The sequence below is a fragment of the Pseudomonas sp. ATCC 13867 genome, assembly GCF_000349845.1.
Classification (GTDB): Bacteria; Pseudomonadota; Gammaproteobacteria; order Pseudomonadales; family Pseudomonadaceae; genus Pseudomonas.
In genome coordinates this window covers 4131989-4152670 of sequence record NC_020829.1, presented here as the reverse complement: position 1 = coordinate 4152670, position 20682 = coordinate 4131989, and the positions used below count along the sequence as shown (strand labels likewise).

Below are 20682 nucleotides of genomic sequence, written 5' to 3'. Positions count from 1 at the left end.
GGCGGGGAAAAGTGCTGGAAATTTGGAATAAAGAGGCGAGCTTTAGACGTGTCCAGATACTATATGTCCTATCTTGCTGAGGACTTAGTAGGAATTTTCATTCGCGAGCCTAAGCTTTCCCGAATGCACGTCCGTCAGCATGTCTCGATCATTTCTGGGGAACGCTGTGAAGAACTGGACTCTACGCCAACGCATCCTGGCCAGCTTTGCTGTCGTCATCGCCATCATGTTGCTGATGGTGGTGATCTCCTATGTCCGCCTGCTGGACGTGGAATACAGCACGGAGCGGGTCAGCCGCGATGCCATGCCTGGGACCTACGCCCTGACCACCATGCGCTCGTCCTGGACCGACAGCATCCTGATGGTGCAGATGCTGGTCGGCCTGAGCGAGGACAAGCCGCTCGACGCGGCGGGTCGCCAGGCGTTCCGTACCAACCATGAGGCGCTGCTCGAGCGCCTCGCCCGCTACGAAGCGACCATCCACGAGGACCGCGACCGCCAGATGCTGGCGCGTTTCAAGCAGCAGGCGCAGGACTACGACGTGCTGCTGGGGCAAGTGCTGGAGCAGTACGGCACCGATCGTATCGCGGCGCGCAAGCTGCTGGTGGAGAAGCTGGATCCGGCCTGGGACACCGGGCGCAAGACGCTCAACGACCTGATCGACCTGAACAGGCAGATCGCCGACGCGGCCGCCGAAGAGATCGTCATCGAAGTGCAGCGGGCCAAGGTCATCATGCTGGTGTCGCTGCTGCTGGCCATCATCGTGGCGGCGATCTGCGGGCTGTTGCTGATGCGCGCCATCACCGAGCCGGTGCGCCAGATGGTGCGCGGGCTGTCGTCGATGGGCGGCGGCGACCTGACTACCCGCCTGGAGCTGGAACGCAACGATGAGTTCGGTGTGATCGAAACCGGCTTCAACGGCATGGCCGAAGAGCTCAAGAGTCTGGTGTCGCAGGCGCAGCGTTCGGCCATCCAGGTGACCACCTCGGTGACCGAGATCGCCGCCACCTCCAAGCAGCAGCAGGCCACCGCCACCGAGACGGCCGCCACCACCACCGAGATCGGCGCCACCTCGCGGGAAATCGCCGCCACCTCGCGCGACCTGGTGCGCACCATGACCGAGGTGTCCTCGGCGGCCGAGCAGACTTCCACCCTGGCCGGCTCCGGCCAACTGGGCCTGGCGCGCATGGAAGAGACCATGCACCACGTGATGGGCGCCGCCGAGCTGGTCAACGCCAAGCTGGCGATCCTCAACGAGCGCGCCGGCAACATCAACCAGGTGGTCACCACCATCGTCAAGGTGGCCGACCAGACCAACCTGCTCTCGCTCAACGCCGCCATCGAGGCGGAGAAGGCCGGCGAGTACGGCCGTGGTTTCGCCGTGGTGGCCACCGAAGTGCGCCGTCTGGCCGACCAGACCGCCGTGGCCACCTACGACATCGAGCAGATGGTCCGCGAGATCCAGTCCGCCGTGTCCGCCGGCGTGATGGGCATGGACAAGTTCTCCGAGGAAGTGCGCCGTGGCATCGCCGAGGTCGGCCAGGTCGGCGAGCAGCTCTCGCAGATCATCCAGCAGGTGCAGGCGCTGGCGCCGCGCGTGCAGATGGTCAACGAAGGCATGCAGGCCCAGGCCACCGGCGCCGAGCAGATCAACCAGGCGCTGGTGCAACTGGGCGAGGCCACCGGGCAGACCGTGGAATCCCTGCGCCAGGCCAGCTTCGCCATCGATGAACTGAACCTGGTGGCCAACGGACTGCGCAATGGCGTTTCCCGCTTCAAGGTCTGACGCGGCAATGGCCGGCAGGCTCTACCTGCAGTTCCGCCTCGGCGCGGACCGCTATGCGCTGGACGTGCACGACGTCATCGAAGTGCTGCCGTTGCCGGCGCTCAAGCGCCTGCCCGAGGCGCCGGCGTGGGTCGCCGGGCTTTACGCCCATCGCGGCGAGCTGCTGCCGGTGCTCGATCTCAGCCAGCTCGCCTTCGGTCACAGCGCGCCCCGGCGCACCAGCACGCGCCTGGTGCTGGTGCGCTACCGGGTGGATGCGCAGGCCATCGAACAGCATCTCGGGCTGATCCTGGAGCAGGCCACCCACACCTTGCGCCGCGATCCGGCGGCCTTCCGCGACTATGAGCTGGACAACGGCGCCGCCCGCTACCTCGGCCCGGTGCTGGAGGACGAGCAGGGACTGTTGCAGCGCGTGGCGGTCGATCAATTGCTGACCGATGAGGCGCGCGAGCGTCTGCTGCGCGATGCGGGGAGTGCGGCATGACCGATGCGCGCTTCGCCCGGCTGCTCAAGGAGCGCATCGGCCTGGACGCCGAGTCGGTCGGCGACGCGGTGATCGGCCGTGCCGTGCGCCAGCGCAGCGTCAAGGTGGCCGGCGGCGATGCCGAGCGCTACTGGGAACGCCTGCAGGTGTCCGCCGAAGAAGTGCAGGCGCTGATCGAGGCGGTGATCGTCCCGGAAACCTGGTTCTTCCGTTATCCGGAGTCCTTCGCCGCGCTGGCCCAGCTGGCCGGGCGCCGGGTCTGCGAGCTGGCCGGTGCGCGCCCCTTGCGCCTGCTCAGCCTGCCGTGCTCGTCGGGCGAGGAGCCTTATTCGATCGTCATGGCGCTGCTCGACGCGGGGCTGGCGCCTTCGGCCTTCCAGGTCGACGCGCTGGACGTCAGCCGCCCGGTGCTCGAACGCGCCGAGGCGGGCCGTTACGGGCGCAACTCCTTTCGTGGCGCGAACCTGGGGTTCCGCGATCGTCACTTCACCGGCACGGACAGCGATTTCCAGATCAGCGAGGCCGTGCGGGCGAAGGTGCAGTTCCGCCTGGGCAACCTGCTGTCGCCGTCGCTGCTGGCCGGCGAGGCGCCCTATGACTATGTGTTCTGCCGCAACCTGCTGATCTATTTCGACCGCGCGACCCAGGAACGGGTGGTGGACGTGCTGCGCCGCCTGGCGCGCGAGGACGGGGTACTGTTCATCGGCCCCGCCGAGGCCAGCCTGCTGTCGCGCCAGGGGTTGCGGCCGCTGGGCGTGGCGCAGTCCTTTGCCTTCCCGCTGGACAGCCAGGCCCAGGCGCCGGCGGCGCGCCCGGCATTGGTGCCGCCGCCGCCCAGGCGTACCGCGCCGGCGACGAAATCCAGCGCCGCGCCGGTGCGTCCGCGCGCGCCGAAGCCGTCTCCACCGATCCCGCGCCTTGCGTCGGCCAGCGCCAGCCTCGAAGACATTGCCCGGCTGGCCAATTCCGGCCAGGCTGCCGAGGCACGCCAGCGTTGCGAAGCGCTACTGGCCGAACAGGGCCCCAACGCCGAGGCGTTCTACTGGCTGGGGCTGCTCAGCGACGCCCAGGGGCGGGGGGCGCAGGCGCAGGGCTACTACCGCAAGGCGCTGTACCTGCAACCCGATCATCAGGAAAGCCTCCTGCATCTGGCCGCGCTGCTCGCCGCCCAGGGCGACCAGGAGGGCGCCCGGCGCCTGCAGGAACGCGCCGCGCGAGGAGTGAAGCGCGATGCCTGAATACGACTACGAATTGCAACTGGATGATCGTGCCGAGCCGGTGGAGGACTGCTGGAACCGCATCGGTGTGCGCGGCGACAAGTCCTGCCCGCGGCTCGTCGAGCACATCCATTGCCGCAACTGCCCGGTCTATGCGGCGGCGGCCATTCGCCTGCTGGACCGCTACTCGCTGGGCGGCGAATCCGCCGCGCCGGCGCCGGTGGCCGATGAAGCGGCGCCCGAGGACGGGCTCGCCTACCTGATTTTCCGTCTCGGCGATGAATGGCTGGGGCTGCCGACCCGCGCCCTGGCGGAGGTCGCCTCCGAATGCGCGGTGCACTCGCTGCCGCACCAGCGCTCGCCGGCGCTGCTGGGCGTGGCCAATGTGCGGGGAACGCTGGTGGCCTGCATCTCGCTGGGCGAACTGCTCGGCCTGGATCGGGGCACCGGCGTTGCCAACGGCCGGCGCGTGGTGCCGCGCATGTTGATCCTGGCGGCCGGCAGCGGGCCGGTCCTGTCGCCGGTGGATGAGGTGGACGGCATTCATGAGCTGGACAGCGCCACTGTGGTGGCTGCGTCCGGGCCAGCGTTGGCGGCCAACGATCGTTTCACCCACGGCGTGTTGCAGTGGAGCGGACGCAGTGTCCGCCTGCTTGACCCCGAGGCGTTGCTGGATGCCGCCACCCGGAGCCTCGCATGACCCCGGATCAGATGAAGGATGCCTCGATGCTGGAGCTGTTCCGCCTGGAGGCGGAGGCCCAGACGCAGGTGCTCAGCCAGGGCCTGCTGGCGCTGGAGCGCAACCCGGGCCAGGCCGACCAGCTGGAAGCCTGCATGCGCGCCGCCCATTCGCTGAAGGGCGCGGCGCGGATCGTCGGGCTGGATGCCGGCGTACAGGTCGCCCACGTGATGGAGGATTGCCTGGTCGGCGCCCAGGAAGGGCGCCTGCTGCTGGCGCCGGAGCACATCGATGCGCTGCTGGCCGGCACCGATATCCTGCTGCATATCGCCGATGCCCAGGCCGAGCGGGCCGAGCAGGCGCAACAGGCGGTCCCGGCGATGGTGGAGCGCCTGCAGGCGCTGGTGAGCGGGCAGGCGGCGGTACGCGCCGCGCCGCCCGTGCCGGCGGAAATGCCCCCGCTCGCCGAGCCCGAGGCCGCCGTCGAGCAGCCGCCGCGCCGTCGCTCCGGCGACAGTGACGACGCCGGCGAGCGTGTCCTGCGGGTTACCGCCGAACGCCTCAACCAGTTGCTCGACTATTCCAGCAAGGCGCTGGTGGAGTCCCAGCGCCTGAAGCCGCTGCTCGACTCGTTGCAGCGCCTGAAGCGTGTGCAGGCCAGCGCCAGCCGCGTGCTGGATGGCGCCCGCGACGCCGTCGGCGGCGCCAACCTCGAACCCGAAGCGCAGACATACCTGGCCGACGCGCGGCGGCTGGTCGGCGAATGCCAGCAGTTGCTCAGCGAACAGATCGCCGAGCTCGACGAGTTCAGCTTCAAGGCCGGCCAGCGCGCCCAGTCGCTCTACGACACCGCGCTGGCCTGCCGCATGCGGCCTTTCTCCGACGTACTCGCCGGGCAGGCGCGGATGGTCCGCGACCTCGGCCGCTCGCTGGGCAAGGCCGTGCGCCTGGACATTCAGGGGGCCACCACCCAGGTCGACCGCGAGGTGCTGGAAAAGCTCGAAGCGCCGCTCACCCACCTGCTGCGCAATGCCGTCGACCACGGCATCGAGTCCCCCGAGGTACGCCTCCGGGCCGGCAAGCCGGAGGAGGGCCGCATCCAACTGCTGGCCCGGCACCACGCCGGGATGCTGGTGCTGGAGCTGCAGGATGACGGCGCCGGGGTCGATCTGGAGCGCCTGCGCCACGCCATTGTCCGCCGCCAGCTCTCCACCGGGGAGACCGTGGCGCGGCTGACCGAGGATGAGCTACTGGCCTTCCTGTTCCTGCCCGGCTTCAGCATGCGCGAACAGGTCACCGAAGTGTCCGGCCGGGGCGTCGGCCTGGACGCCGTACAGCACATGGTGCGCCAGCTGCGCGGCGGCATCCGCATGGAGCAGGTGGGGGGGCAGGGCGCGCGCTTCCACCTGGAGGTACCGCTGACCCTCTCGGTGGTGCGCAGCCTGGCGGTCACCATCGGCGGCGAGGCCTACGCCTTCCCGCTGGCGCATATCGAACGCATGCGCCGCCTGGCGCCGGAGGAGATCGTCCAGCTCGAGGGGCGCCAGCAGTTCTGGCACGAGGGGCGGCACGTCGGCCTGGTCGCGGCCAGCCAGTTGCTGCAACGCCCCGAGGGCAACGCCAGCGACGAGGAGATCGCCGTGGTGGTGATCCGCGAGCGCGACAGGCTCTACGGCGTGGCGGTGGAGCGTTTCATCGGCGAGCGGACCCTGGTGGTGCTGCCGCTCGACCCGCGCCTGGGCAAGGTGCAGGACGTGTCTGCCGGCGCGCTGCTGGACGACGGCACGCCGGTGCTGATCCTCGATGTCGAGGACATGTTGCGCTCGGTGGAGAAGCTGCTGGCCACCGGTCGCCTGGAGCGCATCGACTCCGCCGGCCGCCTGAGCGGTCCGCAGCGCAAGCGCGTGCTGGTGGTGGACGACTCGCTCACCGTGCGCGAGCTGGAGCGCAAGCTGCTGCTCGGTCGCGGCTACGACGTCGCCGTGGCGGTGGATGGCATGGATGGCTGGAATGCGCTGCGTTCGGAGCATTTCGACCTGGTCATCACCGACATCGACATGCCGCGCATGGACGGCATCGAGCTGGTCACCCTGATCCGCCGCGACAGCCGCCTGCAATCGCTGCCGGTGATGGTGGTGTCCTACAAGGATCGCGAAGAAGACCGCCGGCGCGGGCTCGACGCCGGCGCCGACTATTATCTGGCCAAGGCCAGTTTCCACGATGAGGCCCTGCTGGATGCGGTGGTCGACCTGATCGGAGGTGCGCAGGGATGAAGATAGGGATCGTCAATGACATGCCCCTGGCGGTGGAGGCGATGCGCCGCGCGCTGGCCTTCGAGCCGGCGCACCGGGTGGTCTGGGTAGCCTCCAACGGCGCGGAAGCCATCGAGATGTGCGCCGCGCAGAAGCCCGACGCGGTGCTGATGGACCTGCTGATGCCGGTGATGGATGGCGTCGAGGCCACCCGCCGGATCATGGCCCAGAGCCCCTGCGCGATCATCGTGGTCACCGTCGACCTGGAGCAGAACATGACCCGGGTGTTCGATGCGATGGGCTATGGCGCGGTGGACGCGGTGAACACCCCGGCCATCGGCAGCGGCGATGCCTACGAGGCCGCCCGCCCGCTGCTGCGCAAGCTGCAGAACCTGGCCTGGCTCAACGCCCCGCGCAATGAACGTCCCCCGGCCACCATCGAACCGCTGCGCCGGGGCAGCGGCGCGCGCCAACTGGTGGCCATCGGTTCCTCGGCCGGGGGCCCGGCGGCCCTGGCGGAACTGTTCAGCCAACTGCCGACGAGTTTCCCCGCCGCCATCGTGGTGGTGCAGCACGTCGATGAAGTGTTCGCCGCCGGCATGGCCGAGTGGCTCTCGACCCAGGCGCGCATCCCCGTGCGCCTGGCCCGCCAGGGCGAACTGCCGCAGCCCGGCTGCGTGCTGCTGGCCGGCACCAATCACCATATCCGTCTGCTCAGGAACGGCGAGCTGGCCTACACCGCCGAGCCGAGCAGCCATATCTACCGTCCATCCATCGACGTGTTCTTCGACAGCCTGGTGGAGAACTGGAACGGCGACGCCGTCGGCGTGCTGCTCACCGGCATGGGCCGCGACGGCGCCGAAGGGCTCAAGCACATGCGCGAGCGTGGCTTTCTCACCCTTGCCCAGGATCAGGACAGCAGCGCTGTCTATGGCATGCCCAAGGCCGCAGCCGCGATCGGCGCCGCCGTAGAGATACGTGCGCTGGGCGATATCGCTCGCCGTCTTGCCGAGGTTTGCGGCTAGGAGCTTTCATGAACCCGATACAGAGTAATTACCCCGTGACCACTCCAGGCGATTCCGCCGTGATGGTGCTGTTGGTCGATGACCAGCCGATGATCGGCGAGGCCGTGCGCCGCGCCCTGGCGGACGACCCCAACATCGACTTCCACTTCTGCTCCGACCCGCAGAAGGCGATCGCCGTGGCGATCCAGATCAAGCCGACCGTGATTCTCCAGGACCTGGTGATGCCCGGCGCCGATGGCCTGGCGCTGGTGCGCGAGTACCGGGCCAACGTGGCGACCCGCGACATCCCGATCATCGTCCTGTCGACCAAGGAGGAGCCGTCGGTGAAGAGCGCGGCCTTTTCTGTCGGCGCCAACGATTACCTGGTCAAGCTGCCCGATGCCATCGAGCTGGTGGCGCGCATCCGCTACCACTCGCGCTCCTACCTCGCGCTGCTGCAGCGCGACGAGGCCTACCGCGCCCTGCGCGAAAGCCAGCAGCAGCTGCTGGAAACCAACCTGGTGCTGCAGCGGCTGATGAACTCCGATGGCCTGACCGGGCTGTCCAACCGCCGCCATTTCGACGAGTACCTGGAAATGGAATGGCGCCGTGCCCAGCGCGAGCAGACCCAGCTGTCGATTCTGTTGATCGACGTGGACCACTTCAAACCCTACAACGACACCTTCGGCCATGTTCAGGGCGATGAGGCGCTGCGCCAGGTAGCGACGGCGATCCGCGCCAGCTGCAGCCGTCCGTCGGATCTGCCGGCGCGCTATGGCGGCGAGGAGTTCGTCCTGGTGCTGCCGGGTACCTCGCCGGGCGGTGCGCGCCTGCTGGCGGAAAAGCTGCGACGCTCGGTGCAGGAACTGGGGATAGCCCACGAACTGCCGCAGCCCGGCGCGCCGCTGACCGTCAGCATCGGCGTGGCGACGCTGACGCCGCAGGCCAGTCAGCCGTATCGCCAACTGATCGAACTGGCCGACCAGGCGCTCTACAACGCCAAACACGGCGGCCGCAACCAGGTGGGGATCGCCGATCCGGCGGCTGGCTGAGGCGTGCTGATCGGTTGACGACGCTTTGTCGTCAACCGAAATCGGCTGACGAAAAATCACTCAATCAGGGTATACTTGCCGGCTTTTCTACGCCCTTTACCCGTGAGAGTTGCCCGTCATGGAAATCCAACCGATCCTCAACAGCATCAAGGACCTCTCCGACCGCACCCAGTCCATTCGGGGGTATCTTTGACTACGATCTGAAACATGATCGTCTGATCGAAGTAAACCGCGAGCTGGAAGACCCGGCGATCTGGAACAACCCCGAATACGCCCAGAACCTGGGCCGCGAGCGCGCCACCCTGGCGCAGATCGTCGAGACCCTCGACGAGCTCACCGGCGGCCTGGCCGATTCGCGCGACCTGCTGGACATGGCGGTCGAGGAGGACGACGAAGGCGCCGTCAACGACGTCGCCAGCGAAGTCGAACGCCTGCGCGAGATCCTCGAGAAGCTGGAGTTCCGCCGCATGTTCAGCGGCGAGATGGACCCGAACAACGCCTACCTGGACATCCAGGCCGGCTCCGGCGGCACCGAAGCCCAGGACTGGGCCAACATGCTGCTGCGCATGTACCTGCGCTGGGCCGACAAGCACGGCTTCGACGCCGAGATCGTCGAACTCTCCGAGGGTGAAGTCGCCGGCATCAAGGGCGCCACCGTGCACATCAAGGGCGAGTACGCCTTCGGCTGGCTGCGCACCGAGATCGGCGTGCACCGTCTGGTGCGCAAGAGCCCGTTCGACTCCGGCAACCGTCGCCACACCTCGTTCACCGCGGTGTTCGCCTCGCCGGAAATCGACGACAACATCGAGATCGAGATCAACCCGGCCGACCTGCGCATCGACACCTACCGCTCCTCCGGCGCGGGCGGTCAGCACGTGAACACCACCGACTCCGCGGTGCGTATCACCCACGTGCCGACCAACACCGTGGTGGCGTGCCAGAACGAACGCTCCCAGCACGCCAACAAGGACACCGCCATGAAGATGCTGCGGGCCCGGTTGTACGAGCAGGAAATGCAGAAACGCAACGCCGCCTCGCAGGCGCTGGAAGACACCAAGTCCGATATCGGCTGGGGCCACCAGATCCGCTCCTACGTGCTCGACCAGTCGCGCATCAAGGACCTGCGTACCGGCGTGGAACGCAGCGATTGCGACAAGGTGCTCGACGGCGACCTGGACGAGTACCTCGAGGCCAGCCTCAAACAAGGGCTCTGACGCAGAGCCCCCCTTGTAGGAGCGAGCTTGCTCGCGAACCCGTCGAAGAGCTTCGCGAGCAAGCTCGCTCCTACGGTTACCTTCTTTTGAAATAGACGCCAGGCAGATAGAACGACCATGAGCGACCAACTCGACCCGACCGAACTGCAACAGGAAGAAAACAAGCTGATCGCCCAGCGCAAGGAAAAGCTTGCCGCCGTGCGTGAAGCCAAGGCCATCGCCTTCCCCAACGACTTCCGCCGCGATGCCTACTTCGCGGACCTGCAGAAACAGTACGAAGGCAAGACCAAGGAAGAGCTGGAAGCCGCAGCCATCCCGGTCAAGGTCGCCGGTCGCATCATGCTCAACCGCGGTTCCTTCATCGTCTTGCAGGACAGCAGCGGCCGCCTGCAGGCCTACGTCAACCGCAAGACCCTGCCGGAAGAAACCCTGGCCGAGGTGAAGACCTGGGACCTGGGCGACATCATCGGCGCCGAAGGCGTGCTGGCCCGCTCGGGCAAGGGCGACCTGTACGTCGACATGAGCAGCGTGCGCCTGCTGACCAAGTCCCTGCGCCCGCTGCCGGACAAGCACCACGGCCTGACCGACACCGAGCAGCGCTATCGCCAGCGCTACGTCGACCTGATCGTCAATGAGGAAACCCGCCACACCTTCCGCGTGCGTTCCCAGGTCATCGCCCATATCCGTCGCTTCCTGTCCGATCGCGGCTTCCTCGAAGTGGAAACCCCGATGCTGCAGACCATCCCCGGCGGCGCGGCGGCCAAGCCCTTCGAGACCCACCACAACGCGCTGGACATGGCCATGTTCCTGCGCATCGCCCCGGAGCTGTACCTCAAGCGCCTGGTGGTCGGTGGCTTCGAGAAGGTCTTCGAGATCAACCGCAACTTCCGTAACGAAGGCGTTTCGACCCGGCACAACCCCGAGTTCACCATGCTCGAGTTCTACCAGGCCTACGCCGACTACGAAGACAACATGGACCTGACCGAGGAACTGTTCCGCGAGCTGGCCCAGGCCGTGCTCGGCAGCACCGACGTGCCCTACGGCGACAAGGTCTTCCACTTCGGCGAGCCGTTCGCCCGCCTGTCCGTGTTCGACGCCATCCTCAAGTACAACCCGGAACTCACCGCGGCTGACCTGAACGACGTCGACAAGGCCCGCGAGATCGCCAAGAAGGCCGGCGCCAAGGTCCTCGGCCACGAAGGCCTGGGCAAGCTGCAAGTGATGATTTTCGAGGAGCTGGTCGAGCACAAGCTGGAGCAGCCGCACTTCATCACCCAGTACCCGTTCGAGGTCTCCCCGCTGGCCCGTCGTAACGACCAGGACCCGAGCGTCACCGACCGCTTCGAGCTGTTCATCGGTGGCCGCGAGATCGCCAACGCCTACTCTGAGCTGAACGACGCCGAAGACCAGGCCGAGCGCTTCATGCTGCAGGTGAAGGAGAAGGACGCCGGTGACGACGAGGCGATGCACTACGACGCCGACTTCGTCAACGCGCTCGAATACGGCATGCCGCCCACCGCTGGCGAAGGCATCGGCATCGACCGCCTGGTGATGCTGCTGACCAACTCGCCGTCGATCCGCGACGTCATCCTGTTCCCGCACATGCGCCCGCAGGCGTAAGCGCAGGAAACAGGTGAAAGAGGCCGCCTTCGGGTGGCCTTTTTCGTTTGCGCCAGGGGCCGCTTCCTGCATGCGGCGGACAACGCTTTTCGTAGGAGCGAGCTTGCTCGCGAACCCACCCAGTTCCGACGCCGCCGGGAAATCCGTTCGCGAGCAAGCTCGCTCCTACAAGGAGGCTCCCTCCGACGAACTGTGTACGGCCACAAGTGGCCCGAACACCGTGTAGCACGTCATACACCCAAAGCCGGATTTTCCGCCGCCCGCGCTGCCACGCGCGCCTGTGCTGCCGCATTGATGCCAGCGCCGTGCGGTGATTGATTCCCTATCGAAAAGCCCGAACAATGCGCCATCAGGCCGCGCCGCCGGAGGTAATGCCAGTGACCCCAGTGTCCCCGCGAGACAGCGCCGCGCAAGTCGCCAGCGCCATCGCAGAAAGTGTTCAGTATCAGGGCCGCAAGGCCAGCCGCCAGGGCAGCGAGCAGCGCCGCCAGGCGATCCTCGACGCCGCGCTGCGGATCATCGTCCGCGACGGCGTACGCGCCGTGCGCCACCGCGCCGTGGCCGCCGAGGCCGGTGTGCCGCTGTCGGCCACCACCTACTACTTCAAGGACATCCAGGACCTCATCACCGATACCTTCGCGCTCTTCGTCGAACGTAGCGCCGAGGCGCTCTCGGCCTTCTGGGCCAGCGTCGAGGGCGATCTGCAGGCGATGGCCGCGAGCCTCGGCCAGGACGATCCCCAGGCGCGCCGCGCACTGACCGACAATATCGTCGAGCTGGCGATCAAGTACGTGCAGGTGCAGCTCACCGAGCGCCGCGAGCACCTGCTGGCCGAGCAGGCGTTCCGCCAGGAGGCGCTGCTCAACCCAAGCCTGATGGCGCTGGCGCAGCGGCACCGGCGCATTCTCTCCCTCGGCGTCGTGCATTTCTTCGAAGTACTCGGCTCGAAGCAGCCGGAACAGGATGCCAAGGTGTTGACGGCCATCATCCTGCAGATGGAGTATCAGGGCCTGCTGGACGGGGCCGACCACCTGCAGATCGACGAAATGCGTGCCATCCTTAGCCGCTATCTCGACCTGGTGATGGGCCTGTAGCCGCAGCAGCATTGCAACCCCGCCCGCCGGCGGGGTTTTTTCTACGGACGCCTCCGCGCATCGCATGAGAAGGCATTCGGACCTAAGGAGGGCGTGATGAAAGTCTGGCGTGCACTGCTGCTGTTGAGCATCGGCCTGCTCAGTGGCTGTCTGGTGACGTTCAAGGACCCGATTCCGGCCAACGAGGCTGCGCCGGCCCATCTGCTGGGCCAGTGGTCGCGGGTGAACGAGTACGGCGATGAGCAGTTCCTCGAGATCACCCGGTCCGGTTCCAACGTCTATCGCGCGATCAGTTACATCGACAGCAAGGACAACACCGACAGCATCGACGACTTCGGTTTCACCGTCTCCCACCACGGCAAACGCTGGTACCTGTCCGCCGGGCTGCCGAAAAGCATGGGCGGCAATTTCGCCCTGGCCGGTTTCGAGATCACCGACAAGGACGAGCTGGTGATCTATAACCTGGATGTCGAACGCATCCTGCAGGATATGGGCGAGGGTGCGCTGAAAGGACAGAAGGTGGACACCGAACAGGGCGATGGTGCCCTGGTGACCAGTCCGCTGGCCCAGGTGATCGCCTACCTGAACGACCCGGCCAACTCGGACGTGTTCGTCGAAGCCCTGCGCTATTCGCGCGTGACTCCGGGAGAACGGCAATGACGCCGCGCCGCAAGCAGACCTCGCCCACCGAATACCAGCAGATCATCCGCGGCCTGTCCGACCGCATCGTCGAGGCGCAGACGCCGATCCGCGTGCTCGACGCCATCAAGTGGGATGACGGCATCCGCGACGATTTTCTCAAGGGCCGCGGCAAGCACGCACCCAAGGTCGACCGCGCCTATTACGACGGTCGCCCGCTGTCCTTCGACAGCAGCGCGAAGAAGCAGGAATTCCAGAACATCGAGCGCGACATCACCCGCCAACTGGGCCAGTTCAACCCGGTGGGGCAGATCATGCGGCGTATGTGCAAGGAATACCGCATGGTCATCCGCATGCTCGAAGCGCGCGGCACCCAGGACTTCGGGCTGATCTCCCAGGAGCTCTACGGCTCGGCTTCCGACGCCTTCCACGCCGGCGACCCGACGCTGGCCGACCTCGGCCTGATGCTCTCGGACTACCTGAACAACATCGCCGACCGTGGCGACCTCAAGGACGAACCCAAGACGCTCACCGCCACGGAAGTGGTGGCGATGCTGCAGGAGCGCCTGAACAAGGTGTTCGACGACAAGGACGACACCATCCGCGTCTTCGAATCCGACGGTATCGTCGCCGATGCGGCGGCCGGCGCCGACTACATCAAGGTGCGCGCCGACGCGCTGTTCAACGAGCGCGACGTGCGCGCACTGGAAGTCCATGAGGGCCTGGTGCACGTCGGCACCACCCTCAACGGGCTCAACCAGCCGATCTGCACCTTCCTCGCCAAGGGGCCGCCGTCCTCCACCGTGACCCAGGAGGGCCTGGCGATCCTGATGGAAGTGATCGCCTTCGCCTCCTACCCGACGCGCCTGCGCAAGCTCACCAACCGCACCCGCGCCATCCACATGGCCGAAGAGGGCGCGGACTTCCTCGAGGTGTTCCACTTCTACCGCGAGCAGGGCTACAGCGTGGAAAGCAGCTACCAGAACTCCAGCCGCGTGTTCCGTGGCTCGACGCCCGCCGGCCTGCCGTTCACCAAGGACCTGTCGTACCTCAAGGGTTTCATCCTGATCTACAACTACATCCAGCTCGCCGTGCGCAAGGGCAAACTGGAGCAGATCCCGCTGCTGTTCTGCGGCAAGGCCACCCTGGAAGACATGCGCACCCTGCGTCAACTGGTGGACGAGGGCCTGGTGGTGCCGCCCAAGTACCTGCCGCCGCAGTTCCGCGACCTCAACGCGCTGTCGGCGTGGATGTGCTTCTCCAACTTCCTCAACCACCTGAGCCTCGACCGCATCGAGGCGGACTACGCCAATATCCTCTGAACGGCGCGCCCGCACGGATTCGCACGGGCGGCCAGGAGTGCCCGCTATGCCCAGCCATGACCTCGACTACCGCATCCTCGGCGAATCCATGCAGACCGTGGAGATCGAACTGGACCCCGGCGAGACGGTGATCGCCGAAGCCGGCGCCATGAACTACATGACCGGCGGCATCCACTTCGCCGCACGCATGGGCGACGGCTCGGACTCCAACCTGCTGGGCAAGTTGTGGAGCGCCGGCAAGCGCAAGTTCAGCGGCGAATCGGTCTTCATGACCCACTTCACCAACGAGAGCCAGGACAAGCAGCATGTTGCCTTCGCCGCACCCTATCCCGGCAGCGTGGTGCCGGTGCGCTTGGGCGAAGTCGGCGGCAAGCTGATCTGCCAGAAGGACTCGTTCCTCTGTGCGGCTTATGGCACCAAAGTCGGCATCGCCTTCGCCAAGCGCCTGGGCGCGGGCTTCTTCGGGGGCGAAGGCTTCATCCTGCAGAAGCTGGAGGGGGACGGCCTGGTCTTCGTCCATGCGGGCGGCACGGTGATCCGCCGCGAGCTGAAGAACGAGACGCTGAGGGTGGACACCGGCTGCCTGGTGGCCTTCACCGATGACATCGACTACGACGTGCAGCTGGCCGGCGGCCTGCGCAGCATGCTGTTCGGCGGCGAGGGCCTGTTGCTGACCACCCTCAAGGGCACCGGTACCGTCTGGTTGCAGAGCCTGCCGTTCTCGCGCCTGGCCGAGCGCATCTACGATGCCACCTACCGTGCCCGTGAAGAGGTAAGGACCAACCCCGAATGATCGCCCTGCGTCTCGCGCTCGTCGCCTGCCTGGCCCTGCTGGCCGGCTGCAGCTCGCTGCTGTTCTATCCCAGCCCCGATGTCGCCATCACCCCCAAGCGCGCCAAGCTGGAGTACCGCGATGTCACCCTCACCACTGCCGATGGCGTGAAGCTCGCCGGCTGGTGGTTGCCGGCCAAGGCCGGCGTGCCGGTGAAGGGGACCGTGCTGCACCTGCACGGCAACGGCGGCAACATGGCCTGGCACCTGGGCGGCGCCTACTGGCTGCCCGAGCAGGGCTACCAGGTGCTGATGCTCGACTACCGTGGCTACGGCCACTCCCAGGGCGAACCGAGCCTGCCGGCGATCTACCAGGACATCGACGCGGCCTTCGCCTGGCTGGACAAGACACCGGAGGTGCAGGGCAAGCCGGTAATCCTGCTCGGCCAGAGCCTGGGCGGGGCGATGGCGGTGCACTACCTGGGCATGCACCCGCAGCGGCAGAAGCAACTGCACGCCGTGGTGCTCGACGGCGTGCCGGCCAGCTACCGCGATGTGGCGCAGTACACCCTGGGCAACGCCTGGCTGACCTGGCCGCTGCAGGTGCCGCTGTCCTGGGTGGTGCCCGATGGCGACAGTGCGATTCGTTCGATCCCGCGACTTTCTGGCGCACCTGTGCTGTTCTTCCACAGCATCGACGATACCATTGTGCCCTTGGACAACGGCCTCTCCCTCTACAAGGCCGCGCCACCGCCGAAAGTCTTCCAGCTGACCCGCGGCAACCACGTGGAAACCTTCGGCGAACCGGTCTGGCGCGAAGTGATGTTGCGCTTCCTCGACGATCCGCAGCACTTCACCGGATTGCGCCGGCTGGCCGAAGTCCCGAACTCGTCAACGCCAGAGCCCGCCAAGGCGGAACCCACACAACAAGGCAAGCCATGAACGACCGCAATCCGATTTCCTACATCCTCACCGTCATCGCCACCATCTTCGTCTCGGTCGGCACGCTCTGGTACTACGGTTACCTGCACTTCGCCAAGCCCGAGGACGCACTGGAGTTGACCCAATTCACCATGCTCAAGAGCGTCCCCGGCCAGGACACCAAGCTGTCGCTGACCCCGGCCGACCAGCAGGCGCAGTGCATCGATGGCGTGCTGGTGATGTTCGACATGACCCAGAAGGGCCTGACCGGCGTACTGGTCGACGGCCGCAAGCGCGCCGTGCGCTGCATGGGCGAGGAGACCCCGCAAGAGATCAAGTGACGGTGAGTCCGCCGTCGCAGGCCCAGGGAGGAAGCGTTATGAGCCACCCCGAGATCCGCGTCTGGCAGGGCGATATCACCCGTCTCGACGTCGACGCCATCGTCAACGCCGCCAACAGCTCGCTGCTGGGCGGCGGTGGCGTCGACGGCGCCATCCACCGCGCCGCCGGCCCGGACCTGGTCCACGCCTGCCGCCCGCTGGGTGGCTGCAAGACTGGCCAGGCGAAGATCACCCCCGGCTTCCGCCTGTCGGCGCGGTTCGTCATCCATACCGTCGGGCCGGTCTGGCGCGGCGGCGGGCAAGGCGAGCCGGAACTGCTCGCCCAGTGCTACCGCAACAGCCTGCAACTGGCCGAGGACAAGGGGCTGGCCAGTATCGCCTTCCCGGCTATCAGCACTGGCATCTATGGCTATCCCGCCGAGGCGGCGGCGCAGGTCGCCGCCGATGAGCTACGACGCCCGCGCGAGCAGGGCAGTTCGCTGAAGGAGCTGGTGCTGGTGGCGTTCTCGGGAGAGATGGCGGAGTTGTACCGGCGACTGCTGGGCTGAGGGCTTATCCGCTGGTCTGCTCCTGCGGGCTGAATCCGGTGCTGCTTTCGTAGGAGTGGACTTTGTCCGCGATCCGCCGGCAGGGCCGGCGTCAGAGTGGTTTGCGAGCAAGAACCAGGCGTCCCCCTCGCTCCTGCACAAAAGCAGGAGCGAGCGTAAGACCCGGTAAGTTCAACCCTGGTACCGCAACAGCCGCAACCCGTTGAACACCACCAGCAGGCTGGCGCCCATGTCGGCGAACACCGCCATCCACAAGGTACCCTCGCCGGCCAGGGTCAGGGCCAGGAACACTGCCTTGATGCCCAGCGCCAGGCTGATGTTCTGGATCAGCACGCGGTGGGTCCGGCGCGACAGGCGGATGAAGGACGGTAGCTTGCGCAGGTCGTCGTCCATCAGCGCTACGCCGGCGGTTTCGATGGCAGTGTCGGTACCCGCCGCGCCCATCGCGAAGCCGATGTCGGCGCGGGCGAGGGCGGGGGCGTCGTTGATGCCGTCGCCGACCATGCCCACACGGTAGCCGCCTTCCTGGCGCTGCTTCACCTCATTGAGCTTGTCTTCCGGCAGCAGGTTGCCCTGCGCCGCATCGATGCCCACCTGGGCGCCAATGGCGGCGGCGGTGTGCGGGTTGTCGCCGGTGAGCATCAGGGTTTTCACGCCCAGTTCGTGCAACTGTGCCACCGCTTCGCGGCTGGTTTCCTTCACCGCGTCGGCCACCGCGAAGAGCGCCAGCGGGCCGTTGTCGTCGAGCAGCACGATGACTGTCTTGCCTTGCTGTTCCAGGGCGTCGAGGCGGGCTTCCAGTTCCGTCGAGCACAGTTCCAGCTCTTCCACCAGGCGATGGTTGCCCAGATGGTAGAGGCGGCCGTCGATCTCTCCCTTCACGCCACGGCCTGGCAGGGCGGTCAGTTCGCCGACGTTGTAGAGCGCGATATTGTCCGTTTCGGCGGCGCGGGCCACGGCCTGCGAGACCGGGTGGTCGGAGCGCGCGGCCAGGCTGGCGGCCAGGGCTCGCACATTGGCGTCGGGCAGTTCGCGCAGGGGCGAGTAATCGGTCTGGCGCGGGCGGCCTTCGGTCAGGGTGCCGGTCTTGTCCAGAGCGATCCAGGCCAGCGAACGGCCCAGCTCGAGGAACACCCCGCCCTTGATCAGAATGCCCAGGCGTGCCGCCGCCGACAGGCCGCTGACGATGGTCACCGGGGTGGAGATCACCAGGGCGCAAGGGCAGGCGATCACCAGCAGCACCAGCGCGCGGTACACCCAGTCCAGCCAGGCGCCGCCGAAGAACAGCGGTGGCAGCAGGGCGGTGGCGATGGCGATGAGGAACACCACCGGTGTGTAGATGCGCGAGAACTGGTCGACGAAGCGCTGGGTCGGCGCGCGGGAGCCCTGGGCTTCCTCCACGGCGTGGATGATCCGCGCCAGGGTGCTGTCGTCGGCGACGCGGGTGACGCGGTATTCCAGCGCGCTTTCGCCGTTGATGGTGCCGGCGAACAGCGGGTCGCCCGCCTGTTTCTCCACCGGCAGGCTTTCGCCGGTGATGGGCGCCTGGTTGACACTGGAGCGGCCGTCGAGCACTTCGCCATCCAGCGCGATGCGTTCGCCGGGGCGCACACGGACGCGGGACTCCAGCGCCACCGACTTGGCCTGCACCTCGCGCCATTCGCCGTCGACCTGCACGGTGGCCAGCTCCGGCGCCAGTTGCAGCAGTCCACGGATGGCGTTGCGCGCGCGCTCCAGGGATTTCGCCTCGATCAGCTCGGCGATGGCGAACAGCACCGCGACCATCGCCGCTTCCGGCCACTGGCCGATCAGCATGGCGCCGGTCACCGCGATGCTCATCAGCGCGTTGATGTTCAGGTTGCGGTTCTTCAGCGCGATCCAGCCCTTGCGGTAGGTCGGCAGGCCGGCGCCGAGGATGGCCGCCACCGCCAACGCCGCTACCAGCCACTGCGGGCCGATGGCGAACCATTCGAAGAACTCCGCAGCGGCCGCCGCCACGCCGGCCAGCGCCAGTGGCCACCAGGGCTTGTGCCGGGTGGCTGGCGCAGTCATCGGAGCGTTGTCGTCGAGCGGTTCGGCCTGCATGCCCAGCGAGGCCACCAGCTTCTGCAGCGGTTCGATGCTGTCGAAGCGGTGCTGCACGCGCAGCAGGCGCTGCATCAGGTTGAAGTCGAGGTTTTCCACCGCTGGCACCCGGCTGAGGGCATCGCGCAGCAGGCGTTCCTCGGTGGGGCAGTCCATCGCTTCGATGCGCAGGCTGGTCCAGCGCAGTTCTCCGCCGGCCGCGCCGCTCGCCGCAGTGGCGGCGTCGCGGGCCCGCGCGCTGCGATCTTCACCCTGTCCGTGATCGTGATCGTGATCGTGATCGTGATCGTGGGCATGGCCGTGGTCATGATCATGCTCGTGATGGCGAGTGGCGGGTTCGGCCAGCGGCGTGCGCAGCAGCGCGCCCCTGTCGCAGCCGCAGCAGCTCGCGGTAGCGCTGTGTTCCTGATCCTGGACGGGGCCGTGGATGATCGGGCCCTGGCGATTGGCAGTCATGTCGTCCGTTCCTGTTTGACGAGTTGCTGCCGATTGCACACCCTGTAGTAACTACAGAGTCAAGCCTGTCTTTCAACCCGGAGGTCGAAGATGAAGATCGGTGAACTGGCGAAGCTGACCGGCTGCCCCGTGGAGACCATCCGCTACTACGAGCGCGAGGGCCTGTTGCCGGAGCCGTCGCGCAGCGAGGGCAACTACCGGCAGTACGATGCCGTCCATGTGGAGCGCCTGTCGTTCATCCGCCATTGCCGCTCGCTGGACATGACCCAGGAGGAAATCCGCATCCTGCTGGGCCTGCGTGACCGCCCCGAGTCCGATTGCGGTACCGCCAACCGGCTGATCGACGAACACCTGCACCACGTCGAGGTGCGGATTGCCGAGTTGCAGTCGCTCAGCCAGCAACTGCGTGACTTGCGCGCTCGGTGTCGCGGTGAGGGCAACAGCGAGGACTGCGGCATCCTGCGCGAACTGGAGCAGCCGGCGGAGCCGTCGGTGGTTCCCGAGGTCTGCGCGGAGGCGGGGCACCTGCACGTGCCAGGCGTCCACGGCCGACACTGAAGGCTGCGGGCCTTTCGTAGGAGCGAGCTTGCTCGCGAACCGACCCAAGGTCGGAGTCACCGGAAAGCGCGTTCGCGAGCAAGCTCGCTCCTACAGGCAAGGCAAAGCGCCCCGGCGACGACCGGGGCGCTTTCATTCAGGGGTGATTGGCCTGTCCCTCGGCCTCCGTCAGCTCATGCAGGTACTTGCGCGACAACTGCAGGAAGCGCGGCGTTGGGCCGATGTCCTCGTAGATCGGGTCGCCCTGTTCATCCAGGGCCACCACCTTCTGTCCCTTCACATAGGGGAAGCTCGCTTCCAGCTCCTCCAGCGCCGAGCCGACCAGTTCCCCCAGGAGTTCCTCGGCGCTGCGCTTGGGATACATGTCATGCAGCGCGGCCAGGCGCGCGGCGGTTTCCACGTCCAGCGGGATGCTGTAGTGATGCTTGGTCATGCGCCCCCTGGCGTTCTGTTCCCAATGGCGTACCAGATCGCGGATTTTCATGTTCACCTCAGTGGCCCGTTCGTGGCGGGCATGTGGAGCGGGCCTCGTGGGTCCGCCGACGTGTTTTCCCGATGACCTCGGGATCACTTTGAGCCTAGACGCTGTCCGAGCTGGAATGCAGGCGTTCGTCGCACGCTTGTCAGGGGGTGTCGCCA

The 20682-nt window shown here is 66.9% G+C and carries 19 protein-coding genes; 17 read left to right on the top strand and 2 right to left on the bottom strand.

Annotated features, from left to right (window positions below; translation table 11 throughout):
* The first annotated feature begins 166 nt into the window (after positions 1-166).
* The 16 genes from H681_RS18565 to H681_RS18490 all read left to right on the top strand — a co-directional run bounded on the left by H681_RS18565 (position 167) and on the right by H681_RS18490 (position 16944).
* Positions 167-1786 carry a methyl-accepting chemotaxis protein gene (locus tag H681_RS18565; protein WP_015478419.1) on the top strand — a complete coding sequence of 540 codons (1620 nt, stop codon included), beginning with the start codon at positions 167-169 and terminating at the stop codon, positions 1784-1786.
* Positions 1761-2270 (top strand): chemotaxis protein CheW, encoded by a 510-nt coding sequence (locus H681_RS18560; RefSeq protein ID WP_051070446.1) that lies wholly within the window; start codon positions 1761-1763, stop codon positions 2268-2270. Before H681_RS18565 ends, H681_RS18560 begins: the two co-directional genes overlap by 26 nt.
* Positions 2267-3508: a CheR family methyltransferase gene (locus H681_RS18555; RefSeq protein WP_015478417.1), complete on the top strand. Its 1242-nt coding sequence runs from the start codon at positions 2267-2269 to the stop codon at positions 3506-3508. Before H681_RS18560 ends, H681_RS18555 begins: the two co-directional genes overlap by 4 nt.
* Positions 3501-4187, top strand: coding sequence for a chemotaxis protein CheW (locus tag H681_RS18550; protein ID WP_015478416.1), 687 nt, complete (start codon positions 3501-3503; stop codon positions 4185-4187). The genes H681_RS18555 and H681_RS18550 overlap by 8 nt, the downstream gene beginning before the upstream one ends.
* Positions 4184-6439: a hybrid sensor histidine kinase/response regulator gene (locus H681_RS18545; RefSeq protein ID WP_015478415.1), complete on the top strand. Its 2256-nt coding sequence runs from the start codon at positions 4184-4186 to the stop codon at positions 6437-6439. Before H681_RS18550 ends, H681_RS18545 begins: the two co-directional genes overlap by 4 nt.
* Positions 6436-7443: a chemotaxis response regulator protein-glutamate methylesterase gene (locus H681_RS18540; RefSeq protein WP_015478414.1), complete on the top strand. Its 1008-nt coding sequence runs from the start codon at positions 6436-6438 to the stop codon at positions 7441-7443. Before H681_RS18545 ends, H681_RS18540 begins: the two co-directional genes overlap by 4 nt.
* A gap of 8 nt (positions 7444-7451) precedes the next feature.
* Entirely contained in the window at positions 7452-8474 is a 1023-nt protein-coding gene (locus H681_RS18535; protein WP_041712138.1) for a response regulator, read from the top strand.
* Positions 8475-8592: 118 nt separating this feature from the next.
* Positions 8593-9688, top strand: a protein-coding gene (gene prfB, locus H681_RS25550) for a peptide chain release factor 2 (protein ID WP_157883337.1) whose coding sequence is annotated in 2 segments (ribosomal slippage) — positions 8593-8664 and positions 8666-9688 — 1095 coding nt in all. Because the reading frame shifts where the segments join, the coding sequence is not laid out codon by codon here.
* Between the two features lie 117 nt (positions 9689-9805).
* Positions 9806-11308: a lysine--tRNA ligase gene (gene lysS / locus H681_RS18525; RefSeq protein ID WP_015478411.1), complete on the top strand. Its 1503-nt coding sequence runs from the start codon at positions 9806-9808 to the stop codon at positions 11306-11308.
* A 377-nt stretch (positions 11309-11685) separates the two neighbouring features.
* Positions 11686-12402: a TetR/AcrR family transcriptional regulator gene (locus H681_RS18520; RefSeq protein ID WP_086009617.1), complete on the top strand. Its 717-nt coding sequence runs from the start codon at positions 11686-11688 to the stop codon at positions 12400-12402.
* A gap of 96 nt (positions 12403-12498) precedes the next feature.
* On the top strand, positions 12499-13062 hold the full coding sequence (locus H681_RS18515; RefSeq protein WP_015478409.1) for a hypothetical protein: 564 nt from the start codon (positions 12499-12501) through the stop codon (positions 13060-13062).
* On the top strand, positions 13059-14363 hold the full coding sequence (locus tag H681_RS18510; protein WP_015478408.1) for a flavohemoglobin expression-modulating QEGLA motif protein: 1305 nt from the start codon (positions 13059-13061) through the stop codon (positions 14361-14363). The genes H681_RS18515 and H681_RS18510 overlap by 4 nt, the downstream gene beginning before the upstream one ends.
* Before the next feature lie 46 nt (positions 14364-14409).
* A complete protein-coding gene (locus H681_RS18505; RefSeq protein WP_015478407.1) occupies positions 14410-15156 on the top strand; it encodes a TIGR00266 family protein in 747 nt (248 codons plus the stop codon).
* Positions 15153-16076 (top strand): alpha/beta hydrolase, encoded by a 924-nt coding sequence (locus H681_RS18500; protein ID WP_015478406.1) that lies wholly within the window; start codon positions 15153-15155, stop codon positions 16074-16076. Before H681_RS18505 ends, H681_RS18500 begins: the two co-directional genes overlap by 4 nt.
* The gene (locus H681_RS18495; RefSeq protein ID WP_015478405.1) at positions 16073-16396 is read left to right on the top strand and encodes a hypothetical protein; all 324 of its coding nucleotides are present in this window, start codon (positions 16073-16075) and stop codon (positions 16394-16396) included. The genes H681_RS18500 and H681_RS18495 overlap by 4 nt, the downstream gene beginning before the upstream one ends.
* A 38-nt stretch (positions 16397-16434) precedes the next feature.
* Positions 16435-16944, top strand: a complete 510-nt coding sequence (locus H681_RS18490; RefSeq protein WP_015478404.1) for an O-acetyl-ADP-ribose deacetylase — start codon at positions 16435-16437, stop codon at positions 16942-16944.
* Positions 16945-17115: 171 nt separating this feature from the next.
* Here H681_RS18490 and H681_RS18485 read toward each other — a convergent pair whose 3' ends face one another.
* Positions 17116-19386 carry a heavy metal translocating P-type ATPase gene (locus tag H681_RS18485; RefSeq protein ID WP_167650145.1) on the bottom strand — a complete coding sequence of 757 codons (2271 nt, stop codon included), beginning with the start codon at positions 19384-19386 and terminating at the stop codon, positions 17116-17118.
* A 189-nt stretch (positions 19387-19575) separates the two neighbouring features.
* Between H681_RS18485 and cadR the strand changes: the two genes are divergently transcribed.
* Positions 19576-20043 (top strand): Cd(II)/Pb(II)-responsive transcriptional regulator, encoded by a 468-nt coding sequence (gene cadR / locus H681_RS18480; protein ID WP_015478402.1) that lies wholly within the window; start codon positions 19576-19578, stop codon positions 20041-20043.
* 136 nt (positions 20044-20179) lie between these two features.
* Here cadR and H681_RS18475 read toward each other — a convergent pair whose 3' ends face one another.
* On the bottom strand, positions 20180-20527 hold the full coding sequence (locus tag H681_RS18475; protein ID WP_015478401.1) for a hypothetical protein: 348 nt from the start codon (positions 20525-20527) through the stop codon (positions 20180-20182).
* Between the last annotated feature and the right edge of the window lie 155 nt (positions 20528-20682).

Excerpts from the sequence above, each read along its gene's own strand:
- H681_RS18505 (WP_015478407.1), top strand. The coding sequence starts at position 14,410 with ATGCCCAGCCATGACCTCGACTACCGCATCCTCGGCGAATCCATGCAG.
- H681_RS18495 (WP_015478405.1), top strand. The coding sequence starts at position 16,073 with ATGAACGACCGCAATCCGATTTCCTACATCCTCACCGTCATCGCCACC.
- H681_RS18540 (WP_015478414.1), top strand. The coding sequence starts at position 6,436 with ATGAAGATAGGGATCGTCAATGACATGCCCCTGGCGGTGGAGGCGATG.
- H681_RS18555 (WP_015478417.1), top strand. The coding sequence starts at position 2,267 with ATGACCGATGCGCGCTTCGCCCGGCTGCTCAAGGAGCGCATCGGCCTG.
- H681_RS18515 (WP_015478409.1), top strand. The coding sequence starts at position 12,499 with ATGAAAGTCTGGCGTGCACTGCTGCTGTTGAGCATCGGCCTGCTCAGT.
- cadR (WP_015478402.1), top strand. The coding sequence starts at position 19,576 with ATGAAGATCGGTGAACTGGCGAAGCTGACCGGCTGCCCCGTGGAGACC.
- H681_RS18510 (WP_015478408.1), top strand. The coding sequence starts at position 13,059 with ATGACGCCGCGCCGCAAGCAGACCTCGCCCACCGAATACCAGCAGATC.
- H681_RS18500 (WP_015478406.1), top strand. The coding sequence starts at position 15,153 with ATGATCGCCCTGCGTCTCGCGCTCGTCGCCTGCCTGGCCCTGCTGGCC.
- lysS (WP_015478411.1), top strand. The coding sequence starts at position 9,806 with ATGAGCGACCAACTCGACCCGACCGAACTGCAACAGGAAGAAAACAAG.
- H681_RS18490 (WP_015478404.1), top strand. The coding sequence starts at position 16,435 with ATGAGCCACCCCGAGATCCGCGTCTGGCAGGGCGATATCACCCGTCTC.
- H681_RS18475 (WP_015478401.1), bottom strand. The coding sequence starts at position 20,527 with ATGAAAATCCGCGATCTGGTACGCCATTGGGAACAGAACGCCAGGGGG.
- H681_RS18550 (WP_015478416.1), top strand. The coding sequence starts at position 3,501 with ATGCCTGAATACGACTACGAATTGCAACTGGATGATCGTGCCGAGCCG.
- H681_RS18535 (WP_041712138.1), top strand. The coding sequence starts at position 7,452 with ATGAACCCGATACAGAGTAATTACCCCGTGACCACTCCAGGCGATTCC.
- H681_RS18545 (WP_015478415.1), top strand. The coding sequence starts at position 4,184 with ATGACCCCGGATCAGATGAAGGATGCCTCGATGCTGGAGCTGTTCCGC.
- H681_RS18560 (WP_051070446.1), top strand. The coding sequence starts at position 1,761 with ATGGCGTTTCCCGCTTCAAGGTCTGACGCGGCAATGGCCGGCAGGCTC.